Source organism: Shewanella sp. NFH-SH190041, from assembly GCF_024363255.1.
Taxonomy (GTDB): Bacteria; Pseudomonadota; Gammaproteobacteria; order Enterobacterales; family Shewanellaceae; genus Shewanella.
In genome coordinates, this window is sequence record NZ_AP026070.1 from 1,886,236 (window position 1) to 1,907,410 (window position 21,175).

The following is a 21,175-nucleotide window of genomic DNA, read 5'->3' on the forward strand; positions in this document are numbered from 1 at the left end:
GCGGGCATTGGTCAGCATTTATGTGTGTAACAAGTTGGTGTAACAAGGAGTTTTACATGCTCAAGACCTTGATGGCGTCAAAAGACTTTCTGGCCCTGACGCTGGCCTGTCCCGATGGCTTTGAACAGCCAGAATCGATGATCTTAGCGGGACATACCCGCATCAGTATTGAGGCAACCGGTATCTTACGTATCGAACCATTAGCTGAGGATAATGGTAAAGATATTATTTTATCATCCGGGGTTCACGGGAATGAAACCGCTCCCATCGAATTATGCAATAGTCTTATCCGCCGCATTCTTAATGAAGACATCCGGGTCAAACACCGGGTACTGTTTTTATTTGGCAACCCGCCCGCCATATTTAATGGCACCCGGATTGTGGATGAAAACCTCAATCGGCTATTTAGTGGCGAACACTCTCAGGCACCGGGGCTGATAAATCCAGAGCGTCATCGGGCTAAATTATTAGAGCAGCATGTCGAGGCATTTTATCTCTCCGCGCCCGGTGGGGATGCTACCGATAGTCCAATAGCGCGCCAGCGGTTGCATTATGACTTGCATACAGCCATTCGCGGCGCAACCTATGATAAGTTTGCGATTTACCCTTTCCGTCACGGTCGCCCTTACCGTCGTGACCAGTTGTGCTTCTTACATTCTGCCGGTGTGAATTGTGTGCTGTTCCATCACGAGCCGACCACCACCTTCAGTTACTTCTCGGCCAATGAATTTGGAGCTGATGCTTTTACCATTGAATTAGGCAAGGTTTTCCCGATGGGGCAGAATGATATGAGTCGTTTTGCTGCAATGGACAGGCAGTTAACCCGGTTGATCACGGATGACGCTCTGCATCTGCCTGAGTATGACCCCTCTCAATTTCATCTGTTCCGTGTCAGCCGCTCGGTGGTGAAACAACATGATGAATTCAGCTTTACTTTTGCCAATGATGTGAAGAACTTTACCGCCTTTGCTCGAGGCAGTGTGCTGGGGTATGACGGTGAGAATCCGATTGTGGTGGAAGCGGAACAGGAGGCGATTGTATTCCCCAACGCTAAAGTGCCGATAGGTCAGCGCACCTTGTTATGTCTGGTACCTGAGCCAGCCCCTGAGGTGATGTAAAGCAATATATACATTCAGAAAAGCGCCAACATTTGTGACGTGAAAGTAGAATTGTTGCCAGTAAGTTTACGTTAACGTAATGTTCCCGGTGCGGAGTAAACCGACCATAGCAGTGAATGGCATAGCGCATAGTGTGTGCCTGCCGCTGCAAGATAAAAAGAGCATAATATGACTGACGCAACACGGAGTAAGCAGAGTCAACGGGTTGAGCATCGAGTCAATTTTATTGATGGCAATGCATTAGATATCCCGATTCTTAAGATATTGCAGGCAGATGGAACCACGTATGATGGCGCAGTAGAGCCGATTATCGATAAAACGCTTGCTTTGAAAATTTATGATACCTGTGTATTTACTCGGGTATTGGATGACAGGATGCTGGGTGCCCAGCGCCAAGGCCGGATCAGCTTTTATATGACCTGTACCGGCGAAGAAGCCTCGGTGATCGGCAGTGCTGCGGCGCTGGACGATGGCGATGTGATTCTGGCGCAATACCGAGAACATGCTGCACTGCGTTATCGTGGTTTTACCACAGAGCAGTTTATGAACCAGATGTTCAGCAATGAGCTGGACTTGGGTAAAGGGCGGCAGATGCCGATCCACTATGGCTGCAACGCCCTTAATTACCAGACAATATCCTCCCCACTGGCAACCCAGATCCCCCAGGCAACCGGTGTCGGTTACGCGCTAAAAATGCAAGGTAAACGCAATCTGGCCATCTGTTATTTCGGTGAAGGTGCCGCGTCGGAAGGGGACTTTCACGCCGGGTTGAATATGGCTGCTGTCAGCGGCGCGCCGGTGATCTTTTTCTGTCGTAACAATGGTTATGCCATTTCAACCCCAACAGAAGAGCAATATGCCGGTGATGGTATTGCCAGTCGAGGGGTCGGGTATGGCATGCATACCATACGGATTGATGGCAACGATATGCTGGCGGTGCTGGCCGCAACACAGCAGGCTCGTGCTTATGCCATTGAACATCATGCGCCGGTACTGATTGAGGCCATGACCTATCGACTGGGGGCGCATTCATCTTCCGATGATCCATCCGGTTATCGTTCCCGTGAGGAAGAAGGCCAATGGCGTGAACATGATCCTGTGCAGCGCTTTAAGCTTTGGCTAGTGAATAAAGGCTGGCTGACTGAAGCGGAAGATACGCAATTGTATCAAGACTATCGAGAAGAGATCCTGGCACAGGTGAAGGTGGCGGAAAAAATTCCTGCCCCGGCTCTGGAGCAATTGATTGAAGATGTGTTGGATACACCAACCCCGGCGCTCAAGCAGCAACTGGCGCAATTGAAACAGCATATCAGCCAGTATCCCAAGTCGTATCCAAAGCTGTCAGGGAGGGGATAAGCGATGGCAAAAATGAATATGTTGCAGGCCATTAATGATGCACTGCGAATTGCCATGCAGGCCGATCCGAATATGCTGGTGTTTGGTGAAGATGTTGGCCATTTTGGCGGGGTATTTCGGGCAACCTCTGGGCTGCAGGAAACCTTTGGCCGGGAACGCTGCTTTAATACGCCTTTGACAGAGCAGGGTATTGCTGGCTTTGCCAATGGTTTAGCATCTGCGGGGATGACGCCGGTCGCGGAAATCCAGTTTGCCGATTACATCTTTCCCGCGTTTGATCAGATAGTGAATGAGTCGGCCAAATTTCGTTATCGCAGTGGTAACGAGTTTAATGTCGGCGGGCTGACATTCCGTACCCCTTATGGTGGCGGCATTGCCGGTGGCCATTACCATTCTCAGTCGCCGGAAGCCTATTTTACCGGTACGCCTGGGCTGAAAGTGGTTGTTCCCCGCAATCCTGAGCAAGCCAAAGGATTGCTGCTAGCGGCTATTCGCGATCCTAACCCGGTGATTTTCTTTGAGCCGAAAAAGCTCTATCGCGCCTCTGTTGGTGAGGTTCCAGAAGGGGATTATCAAACCCCCTTAAGCCGTGCTGAAATCGTTAAGTCTGGTGAGCACATTACGGTGCTGGCGTGGGGCGCTCAGGTCGATGTGCTGATGGATGCTGCCAAAATGGCGGAAAAAGAGGGTATTAGCTGCGAAGTGATTGATTTGCGTACCCTAGCACCTTGGGATGTGGAAACTGTGGCTGAGTCAGTGCGTAAAACCGGTCGGTTGCTTATCAACCATGAAGCACCGCTCACCGGTGGTTTTGCCGGGGAGGTCGCAGCCACCATTCAGCAAGAGTGTTTCCTTTATCTGGAGTCACCCATTAGCCGGGTTTGTGGACTGGATACGCCGTACCCTCTGTGCCATGAGAAGGAATATATGCCAGATGCGCTGAAAACCTTCGAAGCCATTAAAGCCAGTATCAATTATTAGGAGAGCCTTCCATGATAAAGGATTTTATTCTGCCGGATATCGGTGAAGGTGTAGTGGAATGCGAGCTGGTTGAGTGGCTGGTGGCCGAAGGCGACAGTGTCAGTGAAGATCAGCCTATTGCTGATGTGATGACTGATAAAGCCTTGGTGCAGATCCCGGCGCCTTATAATGGCGTGATCACCAAATTGCACTATGCCAAGGGGGATATTGCCAAAGTGCATGCGCCGCTCTATTCCATTGAAATTGAAGAAGCTGCTGAGGCTGGACATGATACTCCCTCTGCGCCTGAGGACGATTCAGCGTCAGTTACCCAACAGCATAAACCGGGCTCCGCGCCTGCGACGGGTGGATTTGTGGTAGAAGATTTTCTGCTGCCCGATATCGGCGAGGGCATTGTTGAATGCGAGCTGGTGGAGTGGCTGGTGGAAGAAGGCGAGTTTGTGGTTGAAGATCAGCCGATTGCCGATGTCATGACAGATAAGGCGCTAGTGCAAATTCCGGCCATCAAACCGGGGAAAATTGCCAAACTGCATTACCGTAAAGGGCAGTTAGCGATTGTGCATCAGCCGCTGTATGCCATTGAGGTTGCGGCCTCTGGTGCAACGGCGGATAACAGCGTGGCCACGCCATCGGTCAGCTCTGACAATCAAAAGATCGGCAACCAAGGCAGCCATAGTTATGGGGCCGATAACCACAATATTACATTGGGGGCAGGGCAGACGGTGGCTTCGCCATTGGCGCCCAGTCGCCAGCCGGGTAAGGCGTTGGCCAGCCCCGCAGTGCGGCGTATGGCTCGCAGCCATGATGTGGACTTGAGTCAGGTCCCGGGCTCAGGCAAAAATGGTCGGGTCTATAAAGACGATCTTCGTCGTTATCTGTCCCAGTCTAGTGCCACCCCGGAGTCGGGTGCTGATCTAAATCACGCCAGCACTCAGCCCCCAATGCCGGCAATTGCCGCCTTGTCAGCCGAAACGGGCGATCGCACCGAGCCGATTCGTGGCATAAAAGCGGTGATGGCAAAAGCGATGCAGGAGTCCGTCTCAACTATTCCTCACTTTACCTATTGTGAAGAACTGGATGTGACCGAGCTGATGGTGCTGCGCGCTGAGATGAAAGCCAAATATGCCAGCGATGAGCTGAGTATTTCATTGATGCCTTTTATGATGAAGGCGATGTCCTTGGCACTGAAGGAATTCCCGGTACTAAATAGCCAGGTAAACGCCGATTGTACCGAATTGACCTATAAGGCCGATCATAATATTGGCATGGCGGTGGATGCCAAAGTCGGCTTGCTGGTACCCAATATTAAACAGGTGCAGCATAAGTCGATTTTAGATATTGCCGCTGAGATCACCCGCTTAACTCGTGATGCCCGGGCCGGACGCGTTGCCCCGGCAGATTTAAAGGGGGGGACAATCTCCATCTCTAATATTGGTGCACTGGGTGGTACTGTCGCCACGCCGATTATCAATAAGCCCGAAGTGGCGATTGTCGCGCTGGGTAAAGTTCAGTTACTGCCACGTTTTGATGACAATGGTGAGGTTACCGCCCGGCGCTTGATGCAGATCAGTTGGTCCGGCGATCATCGGGTGATTGACGGCGGCACCATTGCCCGTTTCTGTAATCTGTGGAAGCAGTATATTGAAGCGCCAGAGCAGATGCTGATGCAATTGCGCTGATAGTGATTTTAAGTTTATTGATATGCTGTCCAGCTATCGCCAGTTAGTGCTGTGGCATTAACTGGCGGCGGTTGCTGTATTGCTATCTGATATTAGATATCTGTTATTTGATCTGGATGACAGTATTAGCGACTTGGAATTAGCGACTTGGAGCAGGCTTTAATCACGGGTTTTATTTATGCCACAGGCTTAATTGCGCATGGCTGGGATAATATCGGCAGGGGCACTAGTTATTTACTCAAGCCATATACCTAAGTCGTGTACTGCGCAATGTGATGAGGCGCAAGAGACAGAGATGTTTTAATACTTCGCGCAGAATGTAACAGTCTTCACAGATGTAGCGGAATTTACCCGGTGACGCATTGCAGCAATTGTTCCTGTTAGGACTATTTCGTATAATTCGCAAACATTTTGATCCATTTGACATAATCATGGAAACTCAGGTTCCGGGCTATATCCCCGTAGAATACCCTTTTCCACCAAAGCCAGCGGTGCTGAGCGAGGTGGAAAAGGCAGAATATAAGTCCCGCATCAAGGCGTTGCTCAAGCAACGTGATGCTGTGTTGGTGGCCCACTATTACACTGATCCAGAAATTCAGGCGCTGGCAGAAGAAACCGGCGGTTGTGTGGCTGACTCTTTGGAAATGGCCCGTTTTGGCCGTGATCATCCAGCCAAAACCCTGATTGTGGCTGGTGTGCGCTTTATGGGTGAAACTGCAAAAATTCTCAGCCCAGAAAAGACAGTATTGATGCCGACACTGGATGCGACCTGTTCATTAGATGTGGGCTGCCCGGTTGACACCTTCAGCCAGTTCTGTGATGCCCATCCGGATCATACTGTTGTGGTATATGCCAATACCTCCGCAGCGGTCAAAGCCCGTGCCGATTGGGTAGTGACCTCCAGTATTGCGTTGGAAATTGTTGAGCATCTGGACAGCGAAGGTAAAAAAATCATCTGGGGGCCGGATCGTCATTTGGGCAGCTATATTGCTAAACAAACTGGCGCTGAAATGCTGTTGTGGCAAGGTGAGTGCATTGTTCACGATGAATTTAAAGCCAAGGCGCTGCGTGAGCTGAAAGCTCAATACCCTGATGCGGCGATTTTGGTGCATCCTGAATCGCCTGCCAGCGTGGTGGAAATGGCCGATGCAGTAGGGTCAACCTCGCAACTGATTAAAGCGGCGCAGACCATGGACAATCAGACTTTTATCGTGGCTACCGATCGCGGCATTTTCTATAAAATGCAGCAAGCGGCACCGGGTAAAACCTTGATTGAAGCCCCTACCGGCGGTAATGGTGCGACTTGTCGTAGTTGTGCGCACTGTCCTTGGATGGCGATGAATGGATTAAAGGCCATTGAATCTGCATTGTCTGATAGTGATGGCGAGCAGCATGAGATTTTTGTCGATGAATCATTACGCCAAGGCGCGCTAATCCCATTGGATCGCATGCTAAGCTTTGCTGCCAACCTCAATATGCAGGTAAAAGGTAACGCTTAAGCTGTTTTCCGCTTTAAAGCAGAAGCAGTTTGCAAATATAAAGTCCGCAGTTCGCTGCGGACTTTTTGGTTTTATCTGGTTATTGTTTTCTGGGCATTATTTATGGCGTAGAACGAAGGTTGGTTGGCCTTTGGTGGTTGAATTTTAGTCGAGGTGAAAGCGTTTTAATCGCGGCGAATGGTTTGCCGCCCAGTCCTAGTTATGCTTAGCAAGAACCGATCAACAAAGCGTAAAATGCTTTTAACCCTTCGGGCATCGTGTGAGACTCTGCGTTATCGGCTTATCAGGTAGCATAACTATCTATCAACGCCTCTGCCTTGTATAAAGCCCCCTCAAATTGCTGTAGAAACAAGCTTGAAAGGCCAACACGCCCTAGAATTGTTCGGTTTTTATTAGCCGATTAGCTACTTTTTTTGCATTTTGTTCAAACTCCGCGCATACGCATCAGGTTGTTGTTTTTTCCCTTGATTACCCTGACGCTTTTGCGTAAAGTAGCGCTCCGTTGACGGGCAGCAGACGCTGACTGTACAGCAAAAAATTGGTGAGGTGTCCGAGTGGCCGAAGGAGCACGCCTGGAAAGTGTGTATACGGAAACGTATCGAGGGTTCGACTCCCTCCCTCACCGCCAATTTCTACCAGTGGTACTGATAACATTGATTAATAATGATATTAGGTACGATTGGCAATCTGATTGCATTGCTTAGGTAATTAGTCAGCGACTGAAAACAATAGGCGTTATACACGCTGCGTTTGGGTCGTAAAACACAATTTGGTGAGGTGTCCGAGTGGCCGAAGGAGCACGCCTGGAAAGTGTGTATACGGAAACGTATCGAGGGTTCGACTCCCTCCCTCACCGCCAATTTCTACCAGTGGTACTGATAGCATTGATTAATAATGGTATTAGGTACGATTGGCAATCTGATTGCATTGCTTAAGCAGTGAGTCAGCGACTGAAAACAATAGGCGTTATACACGCTGCGTTTGGGTCGTAAAACACAATTTGGTGAGGTGTCCGAGTGGCCGAAGGAGCACGCCTGGAAAGTGTGTATACGGAAACGTATCGAGGGTTCGACTCCCTCCCTCACCGCCAATTTCTACCAGTGGTACTGATAGCATTGATTAATAATGGTATTAGGTACGATTGGCAATCTGATTGCATTGCTTAAGCAGTGAGTCAGCGACTGAAAACAATAGGCGTTATACACGCTGCGTTTGGGTCGTAAAACACAATTTGGTGAGGTGTCCGAGTGGCCGAAGGAGCACGCCTGGAAAGTGTGTATACGGAAACGTATCGAGGGTTCGACTCCCTCCCTCACCGCCATATTGCAAAGCCCGCTCAACAGAGCGGGCTTTTTGCTGTCTACGAATCGGTAGTTTATATCGTGATGCTAAATAAGAAAAAAGATTAAGCGGCCTGTTTAAGTTTGAACCAGTATAACTTGCTGAATTTTACTCATCTGCTACTGAGAATGAGTGATGACTGTGTTGCTATTCTGAGTTTTCAATAGAATAAATTCAATCTACATCTCATTAAGCTTGTGACTAATCGCTAAGTAATCTCTGTCTTCGGTTTCAAATAACAAATGGACTCGATAGTTCTTCGAATTATTATTGACACCTGAAAGGATAATCCCTAAGACGGAGAATATTTTCTCATGTTTTAGAGCTGAGTTATAAATTTAGTGCAGGAGAGATTAGATTACTGGGAGGGCTTACGAATGGAATTATAATCGTACCAAAGGTTGATATTTGCGCAATTATATTGGCTATTTATGAATAAGCTTAACTCCGGATATATCGTAGTTTTATCGTGTTCAATGGGAAATTATATATAGCTAAAAGCTCGAAATAGAAAGCCGTACCGGATCTCATCAAATAGGCGTACAAGCCTTAATTTACCGCGCTAAACCAACAATTTCTTGGTGCATTATTATTGTCGATAAACAATAAATAACTTTGAAAACAAGTGAAAAAATGCGGTACAGCTTGTGGCATTAATGAGAGCCTTGAAAGCTCTTTATAAGTGAATTTTAAGTAATAGTTTGATAGAAACATTACTTGATTATTATTTTCCCCCCTGTTACTCCTTATTTGTTGTTGCAAAAATGTTAAATTAAATAATGGCTTCAGGTAGAGATCTGTTTTGGATGAATAACAGATGAAGTACTGCCTCATAAGGAGAACAATATGCAGTTTAGTGTTAAACCTGTTGCATTGGCTATCGCATTGGGGACGTGTTTTGGAGCTTATGCAGGCGACTCAGAACGCTATATTATTAAATTCAAGGATGGCAAAGAAAAGGCTGTTAAAGCACAAATGATATCAAGCGGAGCAAAGCTTGAGTTGGATCTTCGACGACATGGCGCTGCGGCATTCAGCGTGCCTGTTCAAGCTTTAACTGGGCTGGCGAACAATCCAAATATTGAATACATTGAACCAGATGTAAAACGATTTCCGTTATCACAAACTGTTCCATATGGTATTTCAATGGTACAGGCCAATCTGGTTAGTGATGCGACAACTTCCAATATGACCGTTTGTATTATTGATTCTGGTTACGAGTTGAACCATGAAGATTTATCTGGAAATATAGTTTCTGGTACTAATGATGAGGGGACGGGGGATTGGCACACTGATGAAAATGGTCATGGAACGCATGTTGCTGGCACTATTGCGGCATTAAATAATGATGTAGGGGTCGTAGGTGTTAATCCTAATGGTAATTTGAATCTACATATTATTAAGGTATTTAATGCCGATGGCTGGGGGTATTCCTCATCTTTGGTCTCAGCACTGGATCGTTGTGAAGATGCCGGAGCAAAGGTTATTAATATGAGTTTGGGCGGTAGTGTGAAGAGTCGCACTGAAGATCGCGCGTTTGCGGCGGCCGAAGACCGAGGGATATTAAGCATTGCTGCTGCTGGAAATGACGGTAATACCCGTCACTCTTATCCTGCATCGTACAACTCAGTTGTCTCTGTTGCCGCGATAGACAACAATAAACTTCATGCTGACTTTTCTCAGCAAACCAATCAGGTTGAATTAGCCGCCCCAGGAGTGGGTGTGTTGTCTTCAGTTCCAATGGAGACGGCGCTGGTTGCTAATGCAACAGTTGCTAATATGGAATACCAAGCGATAGGGATGGATGGTTCTCCTACAGGAGATACATCGGGTATTTTGATGGACTGTGGTATGGGTGAAAATCCGTGTGATGCGAATGGCAAGGTATGCCTTATTCAGCGAGGAAATATTGCTTTCTCTGATAAAGTTCTAGCCTGTGAAACTGGCGGTGGTGTTGCAGCAATTATTTATAATAATGAAGCTGGCGCATTGAATGGAACCTTAGGAGATATTGTCACTACGATACCTTCTGTAGGAGTCACTGACCAAGATGGGGTTGCCATGCTTGCTGCCGTAGGCGCCAATGCGAATGTTAGTATTGCTACTGGAAATTATGCTTATTTTGATGGTACATCAATGGCTTCTCCTCATGTAGCCGGGGTCGCTGCTTTGGTATGGAGTCATCATCCCCAATGCAGCAATACTGAAATCCGTAATATTCTGAGAGTAACGGCAGAAGATCTAGGCGCTGTTGGGCGGGATGATCTGTACGGTTATGGATTAGTAAAGGCCAAAGACGCTGTTGATTATATTGCGGCCAATGGTTGTACCGGTGGCGATGGAGGGGGGGGCAATAGTGACAAACCCTGTAAAGGCCGCAATTGTCGCTAAATTACTGGTATTAGTTCCGACTAGAGCTGACACTGTTTCTTGAAAAGTAGAGAGTTACCCGTTTTGATAAAGGTGCTGAATCTTTGTTCAAAACCAAAGGTAACTCTCTATGTTCGATACTAACAATCCAATCATCAAACACAAAACTGGATTACTCAATCTTGCGCAAGCGTTTGGTAATATGTCTAAAGCCTATAAGGTCATGGGCGTATCCCGAGATACGTTTTATCGTTATCAGGAACTCGTTGAACAAGGGGGGACTACCCCCGACCAGTACTGTGTCATGGCTATGTTGCGCGATATGTTGTCACTGTTTGTTAATTGATTCTCTGCGCTCTGATTATATATCTTTATCCATTTTGTCCCGCTAGGTGTAATTAACACTAAGCTGGACCCAATTGGTTAGACAGATTTTTCATCTTTTAAGAGAAATAATCTGTTTGGTTAAGCGGCAAACTTCTTTTTAGCGAAATAGACTTGATCAGGTGTGTGATTATTCAGTCCCTGATGAAATCTCTGTTCGTTATAGAACACGAAATATTCACCAATAGCAAGTTCTGCCTCTGTAATAGTGCCATAAGCTTTGATATACACCTCCTCATATTTCAAGCTCCGCCAGAGTCGCTCAATAAACACATTATCTACCCAACGCCCCTTGCCATCCATGCTAATCCTGATATCCATTTCTTTCAGCCTGCCGGTAAACGCATCACTGGTAAACTGACTACCCTGATCGGTATTGAAAATCTCAGGCTTACCGTATTTGGCCAATGCCTCATCGAGTGCATCAAGACAAAACTGTGTATCCATGGTATTGGACATGCGCCATGCCAGCACTTTTCGGCTATGCCAGTCGATGATGGCGATCAGATAAGCAAACCCTTTTTCCATCGGAATATAGGTGATATCCGTGGCCCAGACCTGATCTGCCCGCTCAATACTCAGCTCACGCAGTAAGTACGGATAAATGGTATGAGCCTGATTGGGCCGAGATGTTTGCTTCTTTGGGTACAGAGGCACAATGTCCATTAAACGCATCAGTCTCTGCACCCGTTTACGGTTGACATGAAAGCCACTGGCACAAAGTTCCAGCGTGATTTTACGGCTGCCATAAAACGGGTGTTTCAGATGAATTTGATCTATCCGGCGCATGATTTCAAGCTGCTCTGCTGAAAACGGAGCAGGCTCGTAATAGGCGCTAGAGCGGCTAATACCCAACAAACGACACTGGTGTAAAACGGGCAATTTATCCTTACGGTCGACTTTATTTTTCCGTTGTGCTCTCGTTAACGACCGAGCACTTTGGCTAAAAAATCATTTTCCATGGTCAGTTGACCGATTTTTGCATGGAGTTTTTCACAGTCGACTTCGTTCTTTTTAGCCTTGTCAGCCTTGCTTTCAAACAGGGTCGAGGCATTATCTAGAAGCTCCTGCTTCCATTTGCCAATCTGGGATTGATGGATACCAAATTCAGAAGAAAGTTGAGCCAGCGTCTTGTTTCCCTTGGCCGCAGCGAGTGCAACTTTAGCCTTGAATGTCGGCGAGTGATTTTTCCTTTTTTTGCTCATGCTCTGCTCCTTTTGTTGTTTACAATTAAAGCAGATTATTTGCTCTTAATCACTGTCTTAAAAATTGGAGCCATTTCTCACCGAGTTCTCTGCATTCAAAATTAGCATCTTCGTTGATATGGCTCTTTAACGCAGGGTTACTTCTGTTGATAAAATGACGCTCCTCACTGGCTAAATACTTTACATATATATATGCTAGGCAGGTACGATAAAATTGAAATATCTAACATCCTGCAACCGTCAGGTGCCCGTGCTACTAGTTAGCAAATGTTGCCTAGCAGCGCCATAGGGCTGGTGCAGTCATAAGGTAAAATACAACACAAAAATAAGGCTAGGTTGTGGTAGAGATACGAAATGCCACACGTTATTAGGAGCTGTTGACTTGTTGTGGTTAAATTTTGTTTGAGACAAAAGCGTTTTAATCACGGCGAGAAGTTTGCCATTTAGCATGCTAAACAAGATGCTAGGGGTGAAGCGTAACATGCTTTTAGCCGAGCTCTTAGGGCTGTGTTTGAGACGCCTTCCTACAGCGTTATTGACGTATCAGCTAGCCTAACGACATGTTAAACCCTCTAGCTTGTATAACCTCCCCAAGTCGCCACAAAAACAATCTTGAAAGGTTAACAGACCCTAAGGTTCGATAATAAAAATACCGGTTATGGCCATAACCGGTATCAATAAAGTCAGTTAACCGTTAGCACGGAGGGGGAATGATTAAAGCAGTGGGCTGAACCAATAAAAAAATTGCTCGATAAAGCGTTGATGGAATTTTCGCTTCATCCAGACATTCACATCAATTGCGCTGGAGTCAGCCAGATACTGTTGCTGCAGTTGGTTGAGCTGTTGGGTAAATTGTTGATCATCTACTGCGAGTGTGACTTCAAAATTCAGCCATAGGCTGCGCATATCCAGATTCACGGTACCGATAAGACAATGTCGCTCATCAATGACCACGGATTTAGTATGCAATAACCCGCCTTTAAAACGGTGAATATTGACACCGGCTCGCAGCAGCTCACCAAAAAATGAGCGACTGGCCCATTCCACCATCATGGAATCATTTTTATCCGGAATAATAATGTCCACTTCAACCCCGCGCTGCGCTGCGGACACCAAGGCAAACATCAGATTTTCACTGGGAACAAAATAAGGCGTGGTAATAACAATGCGCTGTCTGGCTTGGTAAATACTTTGTAGTAATACTTGCTGGATCATTGCTTCCGGCATTCCCGGGCCGGATGGAATAACCTGAACAATATCCTTAATATCAATTTGGGTATGGGGATCAAGCACAGGCGGCGAGGGTAGTTGCCGTTCACTGGTTTCAGCTTCCCAATCCCACGCATGGATACAGTTTAATACCGGTACATTAGCGCCAGTGAGCCGGATCATCACATCAATCCATTGCCCCACTCCGGCATCTTGTTTGAAATAGCTTGGGTCTACCAAATTCATTGAGCCGGTATAGGCGACTTCATTATCAACGACAACAATTTTGCGATGCAAGCGTAAATCAATCCGTTGGAACAGGATCCGAAAAGGAGAAACTGGCAGGGCTTTAGCAACTTGAATACCACTATGGCGTAAGGTTTCCGGCCAGTGACTATTAAAGAACGTCCGGCTACCAGCAGTGTCTAATAAAATCCGTACTGTAACCCCACGCTTGGCCGCTTGAATCAAGGCATTGGCAACATCATCAGCCATGCCGCCCGGATACCAGATATAAAACTCCATATGAATTTGATGCTGTGCTGCATGAATATCACGGATAAGGGCATCCATAATGCTTTGAGGAGTATCGAGCAGTTGCAGCATATTGTCTGCGAGTGCCGGGATCCCCATGCGCTGCTCACATAATGAGGTAATGGTTTCACTGTAGCGACTTAGTAATTGTGGATGGTATTGACGCCAATGATGAAGGCGTTTAAACCATTGTGAATAGGGTTCAAACATCTGTCTGGCTCTGGCTGCACGTTGGCGACCTAAGTTCAGTTCCCCGAACATCAGATAGGCGACCACACCGACAAAGGGCAGGACAAATATCAACATCATCCAAGCAAGAGAGACACCGATAGCCCGGCGTTTAGTAATAATCCGGATGGTAATGGCAGCTGTTGTCGTCCAGTAAATGATCAGCGTCAGCAGCGTCAGAAATTGATATATTTTTTCCATTATTGAAACAGCTAGAACAATTCAGCCTTAAATTCTGCGCTTTTTTAGCGGTAAAAAATAGATATGTGAGCTAATACAGTATAAATGTAACATCAAGCGGATACCCTCTGGGCAGTTTATTGTATACTGAAAGCCATTTTGTATCGCTGGTCCGTTATCCGTGTTACGCAAATCCCGCATTTTTATTCTGGCAGCAATGGCTTCGGTAGCATCTGCTGTTTCATTAAGTGTTATTTTTGACCGTTATCCCGCTGGCGTCACCGACAATGTCATTACCCCTGATTTCAACCATCAATGTTCCCGGCACACATCCCGACAGTTTCTCGATCATGATGGTCAGCTAAATCTGGCGGTATGGAATATTTACAAGCAGCAAAAGACGCAATGGGATGCCCAATTGCAGCAATTGCTGGACAACAATCAGCTGGTGTTATTGCAAGAGGCAAGCCTGACCAAGGGGCTGCAACATTTTTTGCATGATCAGCAGCGGCATATCAGTATGGCCAGAGCTTTCAGTGGCTTTGATACTGTGAATGGGGTGATGAACTTGGCTGGGGTGCCGTCTATTGAAGTGTGCGCCGAATTAGCGATGGAGCCTATCATCCGTTTGGCAAAATCTGCTTTGGTTGCCACTTATCCATTATCTAATGGCCAGGAGTTGATGGTCGTCAATGTGCACAGCATCAATTTTTCTTGGGAGTTGACCGCCTACCACCAGCAATTACATGTGTTGGCTAAAGCCATTGCTGCCCACAAGGGCCCAGTGATCTTAGCGGGTGATTTCAATACCTGGCGTAAGCGGCGGTTGGACTTACTGACGGCGGTGACGCAAAAATTAGGGTTGCGTGAAGCTGCCATTACTCCCGACGATCGCACCCGTTTCTTTGGTCATCCACTGGATCATATCTATTACCGTGGGCTTACCTTGGAATGGGCTAAATCTCCAGCGACTAAGGCATCAGATCACAGCCCTATGTTGGCACAATTCAGTCTTAAGACTCAGCACTGATCTCCCCTGCATGGATATTTATTTGGTAGTTTCATTGGGTAATGAAACTACCAATTTAGCCATTGCCAATGCATTCGCGCTATGTTCACAGTGTGGCGATCATTAAGGCTTAAGCCGCCTCTTGCTATTATTTAGTGCCATTATTTAGCGCCTTCCTTGCTGTTTTTATGACAGCGATATTTCGGCATTCCAGTCTTTTTATAACAGCACACTGCAACGGTTATCACGGCTTCCTTATTAAGCAACTTTTCGCTAGTTCAGTAAACTCATTAGCAAATCAGTATTACAGGCATTATCACAGACATTAATACAGACAGAGTTTTCGTATCCCTGATGCGTTGTACATTGCGCAGATGTTGAATAAACCGGAGATTTTATAAATACACTGTTGTTTTTCCAGCCTTTTCGGTATCTTCAGCAATGATAAATCTTCTCGTAGCATGGGAAGATGAGGATATCAGAATAATAATAAGGATGGATGACATGCTGAAAAAAGCGCCGTTGGCTGGATTACTGTCGCTGATGATGGGGTCGCTTGCATTAAGCGGCTGTCACAGCTCGAATACGTCAATTGAGAAAACTACTGGTCACGGGCAAAACTCGCAGGCGCAGGGCGGGGAGGCCGTTGGAATGCTATCGGTCAATCAGCATAACCGAAGTATTCATGCCGACACCCGCGCAACCGCAGATATTGCCGAGCAATTTGCAGCTTTCAGTGACAGTTTTGTACTTGCCCTGTGGCAGGTTGCTCCTACGTGGGCCTTGTATTCCGGTTTTCATCAGTATGATGGCGTATTACAAATTCCCGATGCCATCAGTCGCCAGCAGACGTTAGATTTTGTCCACCAGCAGCGCCAGCTGTTGGCTGATTTTGCACCTGAAAGTTTATCAGCATCTGCGCAGACAGATCAGCGCCTGATAACTAATCTGCTGGATAAACTGGAGTGGCAGATCAAGGTATTTAAATCCTGGCAGTGGGACCCATCGCAATACAATGTGGCCGGGGGTTTTGCTCGGATTATTAATGAAGATTTTGCGCCGCTTGATACCCGGCTGCGCAGTGTATTGGCAAGGCTTGCCCATGTTCCAGCTTATTATCAGGCTGCCCGCATGAATATTACCGATCCCACCTTGCCCCATACCCAGTTAGCCATTGCTCAAAATCAGGGGGCATTTAGCGTCTTGTCTGATGAACTGGCCGACAAAGTGCAGGCATCTGGGCTCAGTGATGATGAAAAAGCACTGTTTCAGCGCCGTTTAACGGCGGCCCGTGAGGCAATTACCACCCATATTGACTGGTTATCAGCACGCTACCAAGCATTACAACTCACCGGTGCGCGGGATTTTCGTATTGGTGCAGCGCTGTATGAGCAAAAGTTTGCCTTAGATATTCAGGCGGGTATGACTGCCGAGCAGTTATATCAGCGGGCGATGGCTGAAAAAACACAAGTACAGCAGTCAATGGCTGAGCTGACAGCCAAGCTGTGGCCGAAATATTTTACCGAGCCGATGCCCAAGGATAGCAAGCTTGCTATTCGGCAGATGATTGATCACCTGTCTGAACGGCATGTTGCCCCGCAAAATTTTGTGAGCGAAGTGCGCGCCCAAATTCCGCAGCTAGAGCAATTTGTGCAGCAACATCAGCTACTGACACTGGATAAAGACAAGCCGTTAGTGGTGCGGGAAACGCCGGCCTATATGCGCGGCTTTGCAGGCGCTTCCATCAGTGCTCCCGGCCCCTACGAAGCTGGGGGCAATACCTATTACAATGTCACCCCCTTGGATAATATGACCCCGGCTCAAGCTGAAAGCTATTTGCGGGAATATAACCATTGGGTGCTGCAAATTCTCAATATCCATGAAGCCATCCCCGGCCATTATGCCCAACTTGTTTACTCCAATCAGGCGCCTAGCCGGATAAAAAGCCTGTTTGGTAATGGCGCTATGGTGGAGGGCTGGGCGGTGTATACCGAGCGCATGATGCTGGAGCAGGGCTATGGTGATTTTGAGCCTGAACTTTGGCTGATGTATTACAAATGGAATTTGCGGGTGATTTGTAACACCATTTTAGATTATTCAGTGCAGGTACTGGGTATGGAGGAGGCGGAAGCCATGGCATTGCTGACTCAAGAAGCCTTTCAGCAACAGGCCGAAGCCAGCGGAAAGTGGCGCCGGGCTAAGCTTAGCCAAGTTCAGTTGACCAGTTATTATGCCGGATACCGAGCTATTTATGATTTCCGCGAAGAGTACCGTCACCTGATCGGCGCTGCGTTTCAGCTGAAGGATTTCCACGAAACCTTCTTAAGTTTCGGCAGTGCGCCGGTCAATGCCGTGCGCGGACTAATGCTGGAGAAACTGCCTGCTAATGCGACGAGCCAGAGCATCACTCAGGGGATAAGTGCTAAATAGAGTAGGGACAATGGGGACTGGGCGTTAAGCGGTAGCGCCCAAGTGAAGAAAAGATTGCCAGACAGCGCAAACCGTTGCCACTTGGTGAATATAACCAAGAGTTAATATACCCCGTGGTTTTCTGGGGCAGATATTTTGGTTTATGCTAGGCCAACTTATCGCGATTTTATTTATACAAGAATCACATAACGATTTTTCACGCCAAGGATTTTATTTATGCGTATCAGTGCTAATTTTGATGCCGGTAATATTCAGGTCATCAGCCTGGATGATAAAGACAATATTCAGCTGGCCATCCGTCCTGATGAGGGCGGTGAGTTCTTCCAGTGGTTTAATTTCCGCTTTGAAGGTCAAGCCGGTTCAATCTATCGGTTAAATATCACCAACGCCGGAGAGTCCTCCTACACCAAAGGCTGGGAAAATTATCAAGCCGTTGCCAGTTATGACCGCCAAAGCTGGTTCCGCCTGCCAACCCGTTATGAAAATGGCCAACTCTTGATTGAAGTGGCGCTGGATTGTGAAGCGATTCAAATCGCCTATTTTGCCCCATACAGTTATGAGCGGCATTTGGACCTGCTCAGTGCCGTACAGTTACACCCAGAAGTGAGCTTAGAGCATCTGGGGTTGACACTGGATGGCCGTGATATGACCTTGGTTAAGGTGGGAGATGGTAATCCGGATAAGAAAAATATCTGGATCACGGCGCGTCAACACCCAGGGGAAACCATGGCTGAGTGGCTGATAGAAGGGCTACTGAACCGCCTGCTGGACAGTGAATGTGCTACCGCTAAGGCGCTGTTGGATAAAGCAAACTTCTATATCGTCCCGAATATGAACCCAGATGGCAGCGCCCGTGGTCATCTGCGTACCAACGCAATCGGGGTTAACCTGAACCGTGAGTGGCAAACCCCAAGCTTAGAAAAAAGCCCCGAGGTGTATTACGTTACCCAAAAAATGCAGCAAACCGGCGTGGATCTTTTTTATGACGTGCACGGTGATGAAGGGCTGCCTTATGTCTTTTTGGCCGGTTGTGAAGGCATTCCAGCATGGGGTGAGCGTTTGGCCTCACTGCAGCAGGACTTTATCAGTGCATTAACCTTGGCCAGCGCTGACTTCCAGTCCCAATATGGTTATGACAAAGATGCACCGGGACAAGCCAATATGACAGTGGCGTCCCACTGGGTCGGTGAGACCTTTAACTGTCTGTCCAACACGCTGGAAATGCCATTTAAGGATAATGACAATCTGCCTGATCCATTTGTTGGTTGGTCACCTGAGCGCTGCGTTTACCTTGGCGAAGCGTCCCTGATCGCCATGTTGGCGGTAGTGGATAAACTGAGATAAGGCGAGATTATGGCGTTGATAACCTGCCCGGTTTGCGGGAAACGGATTTCCAGTCTGGCGACCAGTTGTAGTCACTGCCAGGCTAGGCTGGATGGCGATTTAACGTCTACACGGCGTATTAACCATATCAAGCAGTCCAATCGTTTGATGAACCAGAGCTTTGTCGCCATGACCTTGTTTATTGCCGGCATGGTACTCTGGTTCTGGGGTGGCGAACCCGCCACCGGTAATCGGGCGCTGCTGGCACTGATTTGCTTTGTTACCGGCTTTGTTGGCTACCTGTTCTGCCGCGTCAGAATGGTATTACATAAAAGGAAAGATGTATGAAGGATATCGAGCAGGCGATTGCCCAGATGACCGAGGAGGTTTACCTCCGCTTGGTTTCGGCAGTGGAGTTAGGCCGTTGGCAAGATGGTCAGCCACTGACGCAAGAGCAAAAAGCATCAACCTTGCAGTTGGTTATGCTGTATCAGGCCAAACGGCAAAATTTGGATGAGCATCTCACCGTCGGGGCCGATGGCCGCATCAATGAGTGGTCGAAAGCCAAATTTAAGCAGGCATTTAAAGGTGACACCATCGCCAGTTTTGATGAAAAATCCCTTTAACGAGGGCGCTTTTTCGTGCGATATCGCTCTTATCTATAGCCGCAGCGGTAATTAAAACAATCGTAGCAGGCCGGTAATATGCTTTTGCGTATTACCGGCCTGTTTTTTATTTGCGAGAAGAGATTGGAGAAGAGAGTGATTAGCGTGTGATTTTTACGACATAAAGCAGGGAAATCACCCTCTGTACAAGCGCAGATAACAAGAACTACATAGATACACAGTATGACAATGTCATCGGTCGCTTCGGGTACGCGCTTATGGCTTTGCTGTCGTGACATACTTAGCTGGCTATTGCGCCATCTACTGCTGAACTCACACTAAAACTCGCACTAAGCGCGACACCACTTATCTTCGGTGGATTTGCTATTGGCTGAAGCCCACTTATTGGCTGAAGCCCGCTTATTCGCTAAGTTCCCCGGCTAAATCCACTTGCATTAGGCGCTTAATTTCCACAGGTGGCAATTCTTTCCCCAGCAAATAATGCAGTTTGGCCAGCGCCGCTTCAATGGTCATATCACCGCCGCTGATCACACCATTGCGGGCTAAACCACAGCCGGTGGCGTAGCCAGACATATTCACTTTACCCTGAAAACACTGGGTTAAATTAACCAGTACAATTCCCCGTTCATTGGCGGCGCGTAAGGTATTGAGTAAATCCGGTGACTCAGGGGCATTACCGACGCCAAAGGTAAGAATAATCAGTGCCTTGACCGGTTGCTGCAGCAGGTTTTTAAAAATATCGGTCGAAATACCTGGGTAAAGGGTCACGACACCAATGGGTTGAGGTTTAACACTAGCAACCACTAATGGCGCATTGGTTGGTGTGGCGATTTTGCCTTTTTTCAGTGAGATTTTAATTCCAGCCTCAGCCAGTAACGGAAAATTTGGCGAAGCAAAAGCATTAAAACCATCGGCATGGGCTTTGGTCGAGCGGTTACCGCGGAACAACTTATTATTGAAATACAGTCCTACCTCGGCAATAGGGTAGTTGGCAGCCAGATACAGGGAATTGAGTAGATTGGTCTGGCCATCGGAGCGTAATTCACTTAATGGGATTTGCGAGCCAGTCACAATCACAGGCTTGGAAAGCCCTTGCAACATAAAGGACAGGGCTGAAGCAGTATAGGCCATGGTATCTGTGCCGTGCAGGATCACAAAGCCATCGTATTTGTCATAGTTGGCGTGAATATCATCGGCAATCATCTGCCAGTCTGTGGGCGCCATATTGGACGAGTCAATCAGCGGGCAGTACTCATGTATAACGAAATCCGGCATCTCCTCATGAAAAAATTCCGGCATGGCCTGGATACAATCAGTCAGAAACCCGGCCGCAGGGGCAAAGCCGTCCGCCGTTTTTTTCATCCCGATGGTGCCGCCGGTATAGGCAATATAAATGGAGCGTTTTGTCATGGAACTTCCGGTTTTTCTAGTTGCAGCAACATGATGCCACTGCATGTAAGGTTTTGGAGTGCAAGTATAGCGAATTCGACCGACAGGATAAATGTGTCAATCTGTTGAAGTGGCAAAACAAAAGTGGGTCAAGCACAGCGGTGCTGTATTGAAAAGTAGATTACAGCGTATGCGCGATATCCATGTTCGATACGAATAGGTAATGGCGTGAGTTGTACCGGCTCATACCCGCGCTTACACATTAACTTGCTAAGTTACGATTAGAACGTACTAACAAATTGCTGGTTATGGAA

14 protein-coding genes, 4 tRNA genes and 1 pseudogene are annotated in these 21,175 nt (G+C 47.4%); 16 read left to right on the forward strand and 3 right to left on the reverse strand.

The window, feature by feature from the left end; translation table 11 throughout:
* The first annotated feature begins 56 nt into the window (after positions 1-56).
* From astE to NFHSH190041_RS08355, 11 genes and pseudogenes are all read left to right on the forward strand, one after another.
* Positions 57-1,118 (forward strand): succinylglutamate desuccinylase, encoded by a 1,062-nt coding sequence (gene astE, locus NFHSH190041_RS08305; protein ID WP_261924765.1) that lies wholly within the window; start codon positions 57-59, stop codon positions 1,116-1,118.
* 168 nt (positions 1,119-1,286) lie between these two features.
* The gene (locus NFHSH190041_RS08310; protein ID WP_261924766.1) at positions 1,287-2,474 is read left to right on the forward strand and encodes a thiamine pyrophosphate-dependent dehydrogenase E1 component subunit alpha; all 1,188 of its coding nucleotides are present in this window, start codon (positions 1,287-1,289) and stop codon (positions 2,472-2,474) included.
* Positions 2,475-2,477: 3 nt separating this feature from the next.
* Complete coding sequence (locus NFHSH190041_RS08315) at positions 2,478-3,455, forward strand: alpha-ketoacid dehydrogenase subunit beta (RefSeq protein WP_261924767.1); 978 nt, start codon at positions 2,478-2,480, stop codon at positions 3,453-3,455.
* A gap of 11 nt (positions 3,456-3,466) precedes the next feature.
* The gene (locus NFHSH190041_RS08320; RefSeq protein ID WP_261924768.1) at positions 3,467-5,134 is read left to right on the forward strand and encodes a dihydrolipoyllysine-residue acetyltransferase; all 1,668 of its coding nucleotides are present in this window, start codon (positions 3,467-3,469) and stop codon (positions 5,132-5,134) included.
* A 431-nt stretch (positions 5,135-5,565) separates the two neighbouring features.
* Entirely contained in the window at positions 5,566-6,633 is a 1,068-nt protein-coding gene (nadA, locus tag NFHSH190041_RS08325; protein ID WP_261924769.1) for a quinolinate synthase NadA, read from the forward strand.
* Positions 6,634-7,173: 540 nt separating this feature from the next.
* Positions 7,174-7,261: transfer RNA gene (locus NFHSH190041_RS08330), tRNA-Ser, on the forward strand.
* A gap of 143 nt (positions 7,262-7,404) precedes the next feature.
* Positions 7,405-7,492, forward strand: a tRNA-Ser gene (locus NFHSH190041_RS08335).
* Between the two features lie 143 nt (positions 7,493-7,635).
* Positions 7,636-7,723: transfer RNA gene (locus tag NFHSH190041_RS08340), tRNA-Ser, on the forward strand.
* Between the two features lie 143 nt (positions 7,724-7,866).
* Positions 7,867-7,954 (forward strand) — tRNA-Ser (locus NFHSH190041_RS08345).
* Positions 7,955-8,820: 866 nt separating this feature from the next.
* Positions 8,821-10,365 (forward strand): S8 family serine peptidase, encoded by a 1,545-nt coding sequence (locus tag NFHSH190041_RS08350; protein WP_261924770.1) that lies wholly within the window; start codon positions 8,821-8,823, stop codon positions 10,363-10,365.
* A gap of 109 nt (positions 10,366-10,474) precedes the next feature.
* Positions 10,475-10,624 (forward strand): annotated as a pseudogene (locus tag NFHSH190041_RS08355) (helix-turn-helix domain-containing protein); the annotation flags it as partial.
* A gap of 185 nt (positions 10,625-10,809) precedes the next feature.
* Here NFHSH190041_RS08355 and NFHSH190041_RS08360 read toward each other — a convergent pair.
* A protein-coding gene (locus NFHSH190041_RS08360; protein WP_261921917.1) for an IS3 family transposase occupies positions 10,810-11,933 on the reverse strand; the annotation gives its coding sequence in 2 pieces (ribosomal slippage) (positions 10,810-11,681 and positions 11,681-11,933; 1,125 coding nt in all).
* 714 nt (positions 11,934-12,647) lie between these two features.
* On the reverse strand, positions 12,648-14,105 hold the full coding sequence (gene cls / locus NFHSH190041_RS08365; RefSeq protein ID WP_261924771.1) for a cardiolipin synthase: 1,458 nt from the start codon (positions 14,103-14,105) through the stop codon (positions 12,648-12,650).
* A 160-nt stretch (positions 14,106-14,265) separates the two neighbouring features.
* Between cls and NFHSH190041_RS08370 the strand changes: the two genes are divergently transcribed.
* The 5 genes from NFHSH190041_RS08370 (at position 14,266) to NFHSH190041_RS08390 (ending at position 19,472) form a co-directional block, all read left to right on the forward strand.
* Positions 14,266-15,114: an endonuclease/exonuclease/phosphatase family protein gene (locus NFHSH190041_RS08370; protein ID WP_261924772.1), complete on the forward strand. Its 849-nt coding sequence runs from the start codon at positions 14,266-14,268 to the stop codon at positions 15,112-15,114.
* Positions 15,115-15,600: 486 nt separating this feature from the next.
* Complete coding sequence (locus NFHSH190041_RS08375; protein WP_410010870.1) at positions 15,601-17,523, forward strand: DUF885 domain-containing protein; 1,923 nt, start codon at positions 15,601-15,603, stop codon at positions 17,521-17,523.
* Positions 17,524-17,739: 216 nt separating this feature from the next.
* A complete protein-coding gene (locus tag NFHSH190041_RS08380; RefSeq protein WP_261924774.1) occupies positions 17,740-18,867 on the forward strand; it encodes a M14-type cytosolic carboxypeptidase in 1,128 nt (375 codons plus the stop codon).
* 9 nt (positions 18,868-18,876) lie between these two features.
* On the forward strand, positions 18,877-19,194 hold the full coding sequence (locus tag NFHSH190041_RS08385) for a zinc ribbon domain-containing protein (protein WP_261924775.1): 318 nt from the start codon (positions 18,877-18,879) through the stop codon (positions 19,192-19,194).
* Positions 19,191-19,472: a YeaC family protein gene (locus NFHSH190041_RS08390; protein ID WP_261924776.1), complete on the forward strand. Its 282-nt coding sequence runs from the start codon at positions 19,191-19,193 to the stop codon at positions 19,470-19,472. Before NFHSH190041_RS08385 ends, NFHSH190041_RS08390 begins: the two co-directional genes overlap by 4 nt.
* Positions 19,473-19,871: 399 nt before the next feature.
* Here NFHSH190041_RS08390 and ansA read toward each other — a convergent pair whose 3' ends face one another.
* Positions 19,872-20,882, reverse strand: coding sequence for an asparaginase (gene ansA, locus NFHSH190041_RS08395; RefSeq protein ID WP_261924777.1), 1,011 nt, complete (start codon positions 20,880-20,882; stop codon positions 19,872-19,874).
* Between the last annotated feature and the right edge of the window lie 293 nt (positions 20,883-21,175).

What these genes read in the sequence shown, in the direction of transcription:
- nadA (WP_261924769.1), top strand. Translation starts at nt 5,566, where the DNA reads ATGGAAACTCAGGTTCCGGGCTATATCCCCGTAGAATACCCTTTTCCA.
- cls (WP_261924771.1), bottom strand. Translation starts at nt 14,105, where the DNA reads ATGGAAAAAATATATCAATTTCTGACGCTGCTGACGCTGATCATTTAC.
- astE (WP_261924765.1), top strand. Translation starts at nt 57, where the DNA reads ATGCTCAAGACCTTGATGGCGTCAAAAGACTTTCTGGCCCTGACGCTG.
- NFHSH190041_RS08310 (WP_261924766.1), top strand. Translation starts at nt 1,287, where the DNA reads ATGACTGACGCAACACGGAGTAAGCAGAGTCAACGGGTTGAGCATCGA.
- NFHSH190041_RS08390 (WP_261924776.1), top strand. Translation starts at nt 19,191, where the DNA reads ATGAAGGATATCGAGCAGGCGATTGCCCAGATGACCGAGGAGGTTTAC.
- NFHSH190041_RS08315 (WP_261924767.1), top strand. Translation starts at nt 2,478, where the DNA reads ATGGCAAAAATGAATATGTTGCAGGCCATTAATGATGCACTGCGAATT.
- NFHSH190041_RS08350 (WP_261924770.1), top strand. Translation starts at nt 8,821, where the DNA reads ATGCAGTTTAGTGTTAAACCTGTTGCATTGGCTATCGCATTGGGGACG.
- NFHSH190041_RS08380 (WP_261924774.1), top strand. Translation starts at nt 17,740, where the DNA reads ATGCGTATCAGTGCTAATTTTGATGCCGGTAATATTCAGGTCATCAGC.
- ansA (WP_261924777.1), bottom strand. Translation starts at nt 20,882, where the DNA reads ATGACAAAACGCTCCATTTATATTGCCTATACCGGCGGCACCATCGGG.
- NFHSH190041_RS08385 (WP_261924775.1), top strand. Translation starts at nt 18,877, where the DNA reads ATGGCGTTGATAACCTGCCCGGTTTGCGGGAAACGGATTTCCAGTCTG.
- NFHSH190041_RS08320 (WP_261924768.1), top strand. Translation starts at nt 3,467, where the DNA reads ATGATAAAGGATTTTATTCTGCCGGATATCGGTGAAGGTGTAGTGGAA.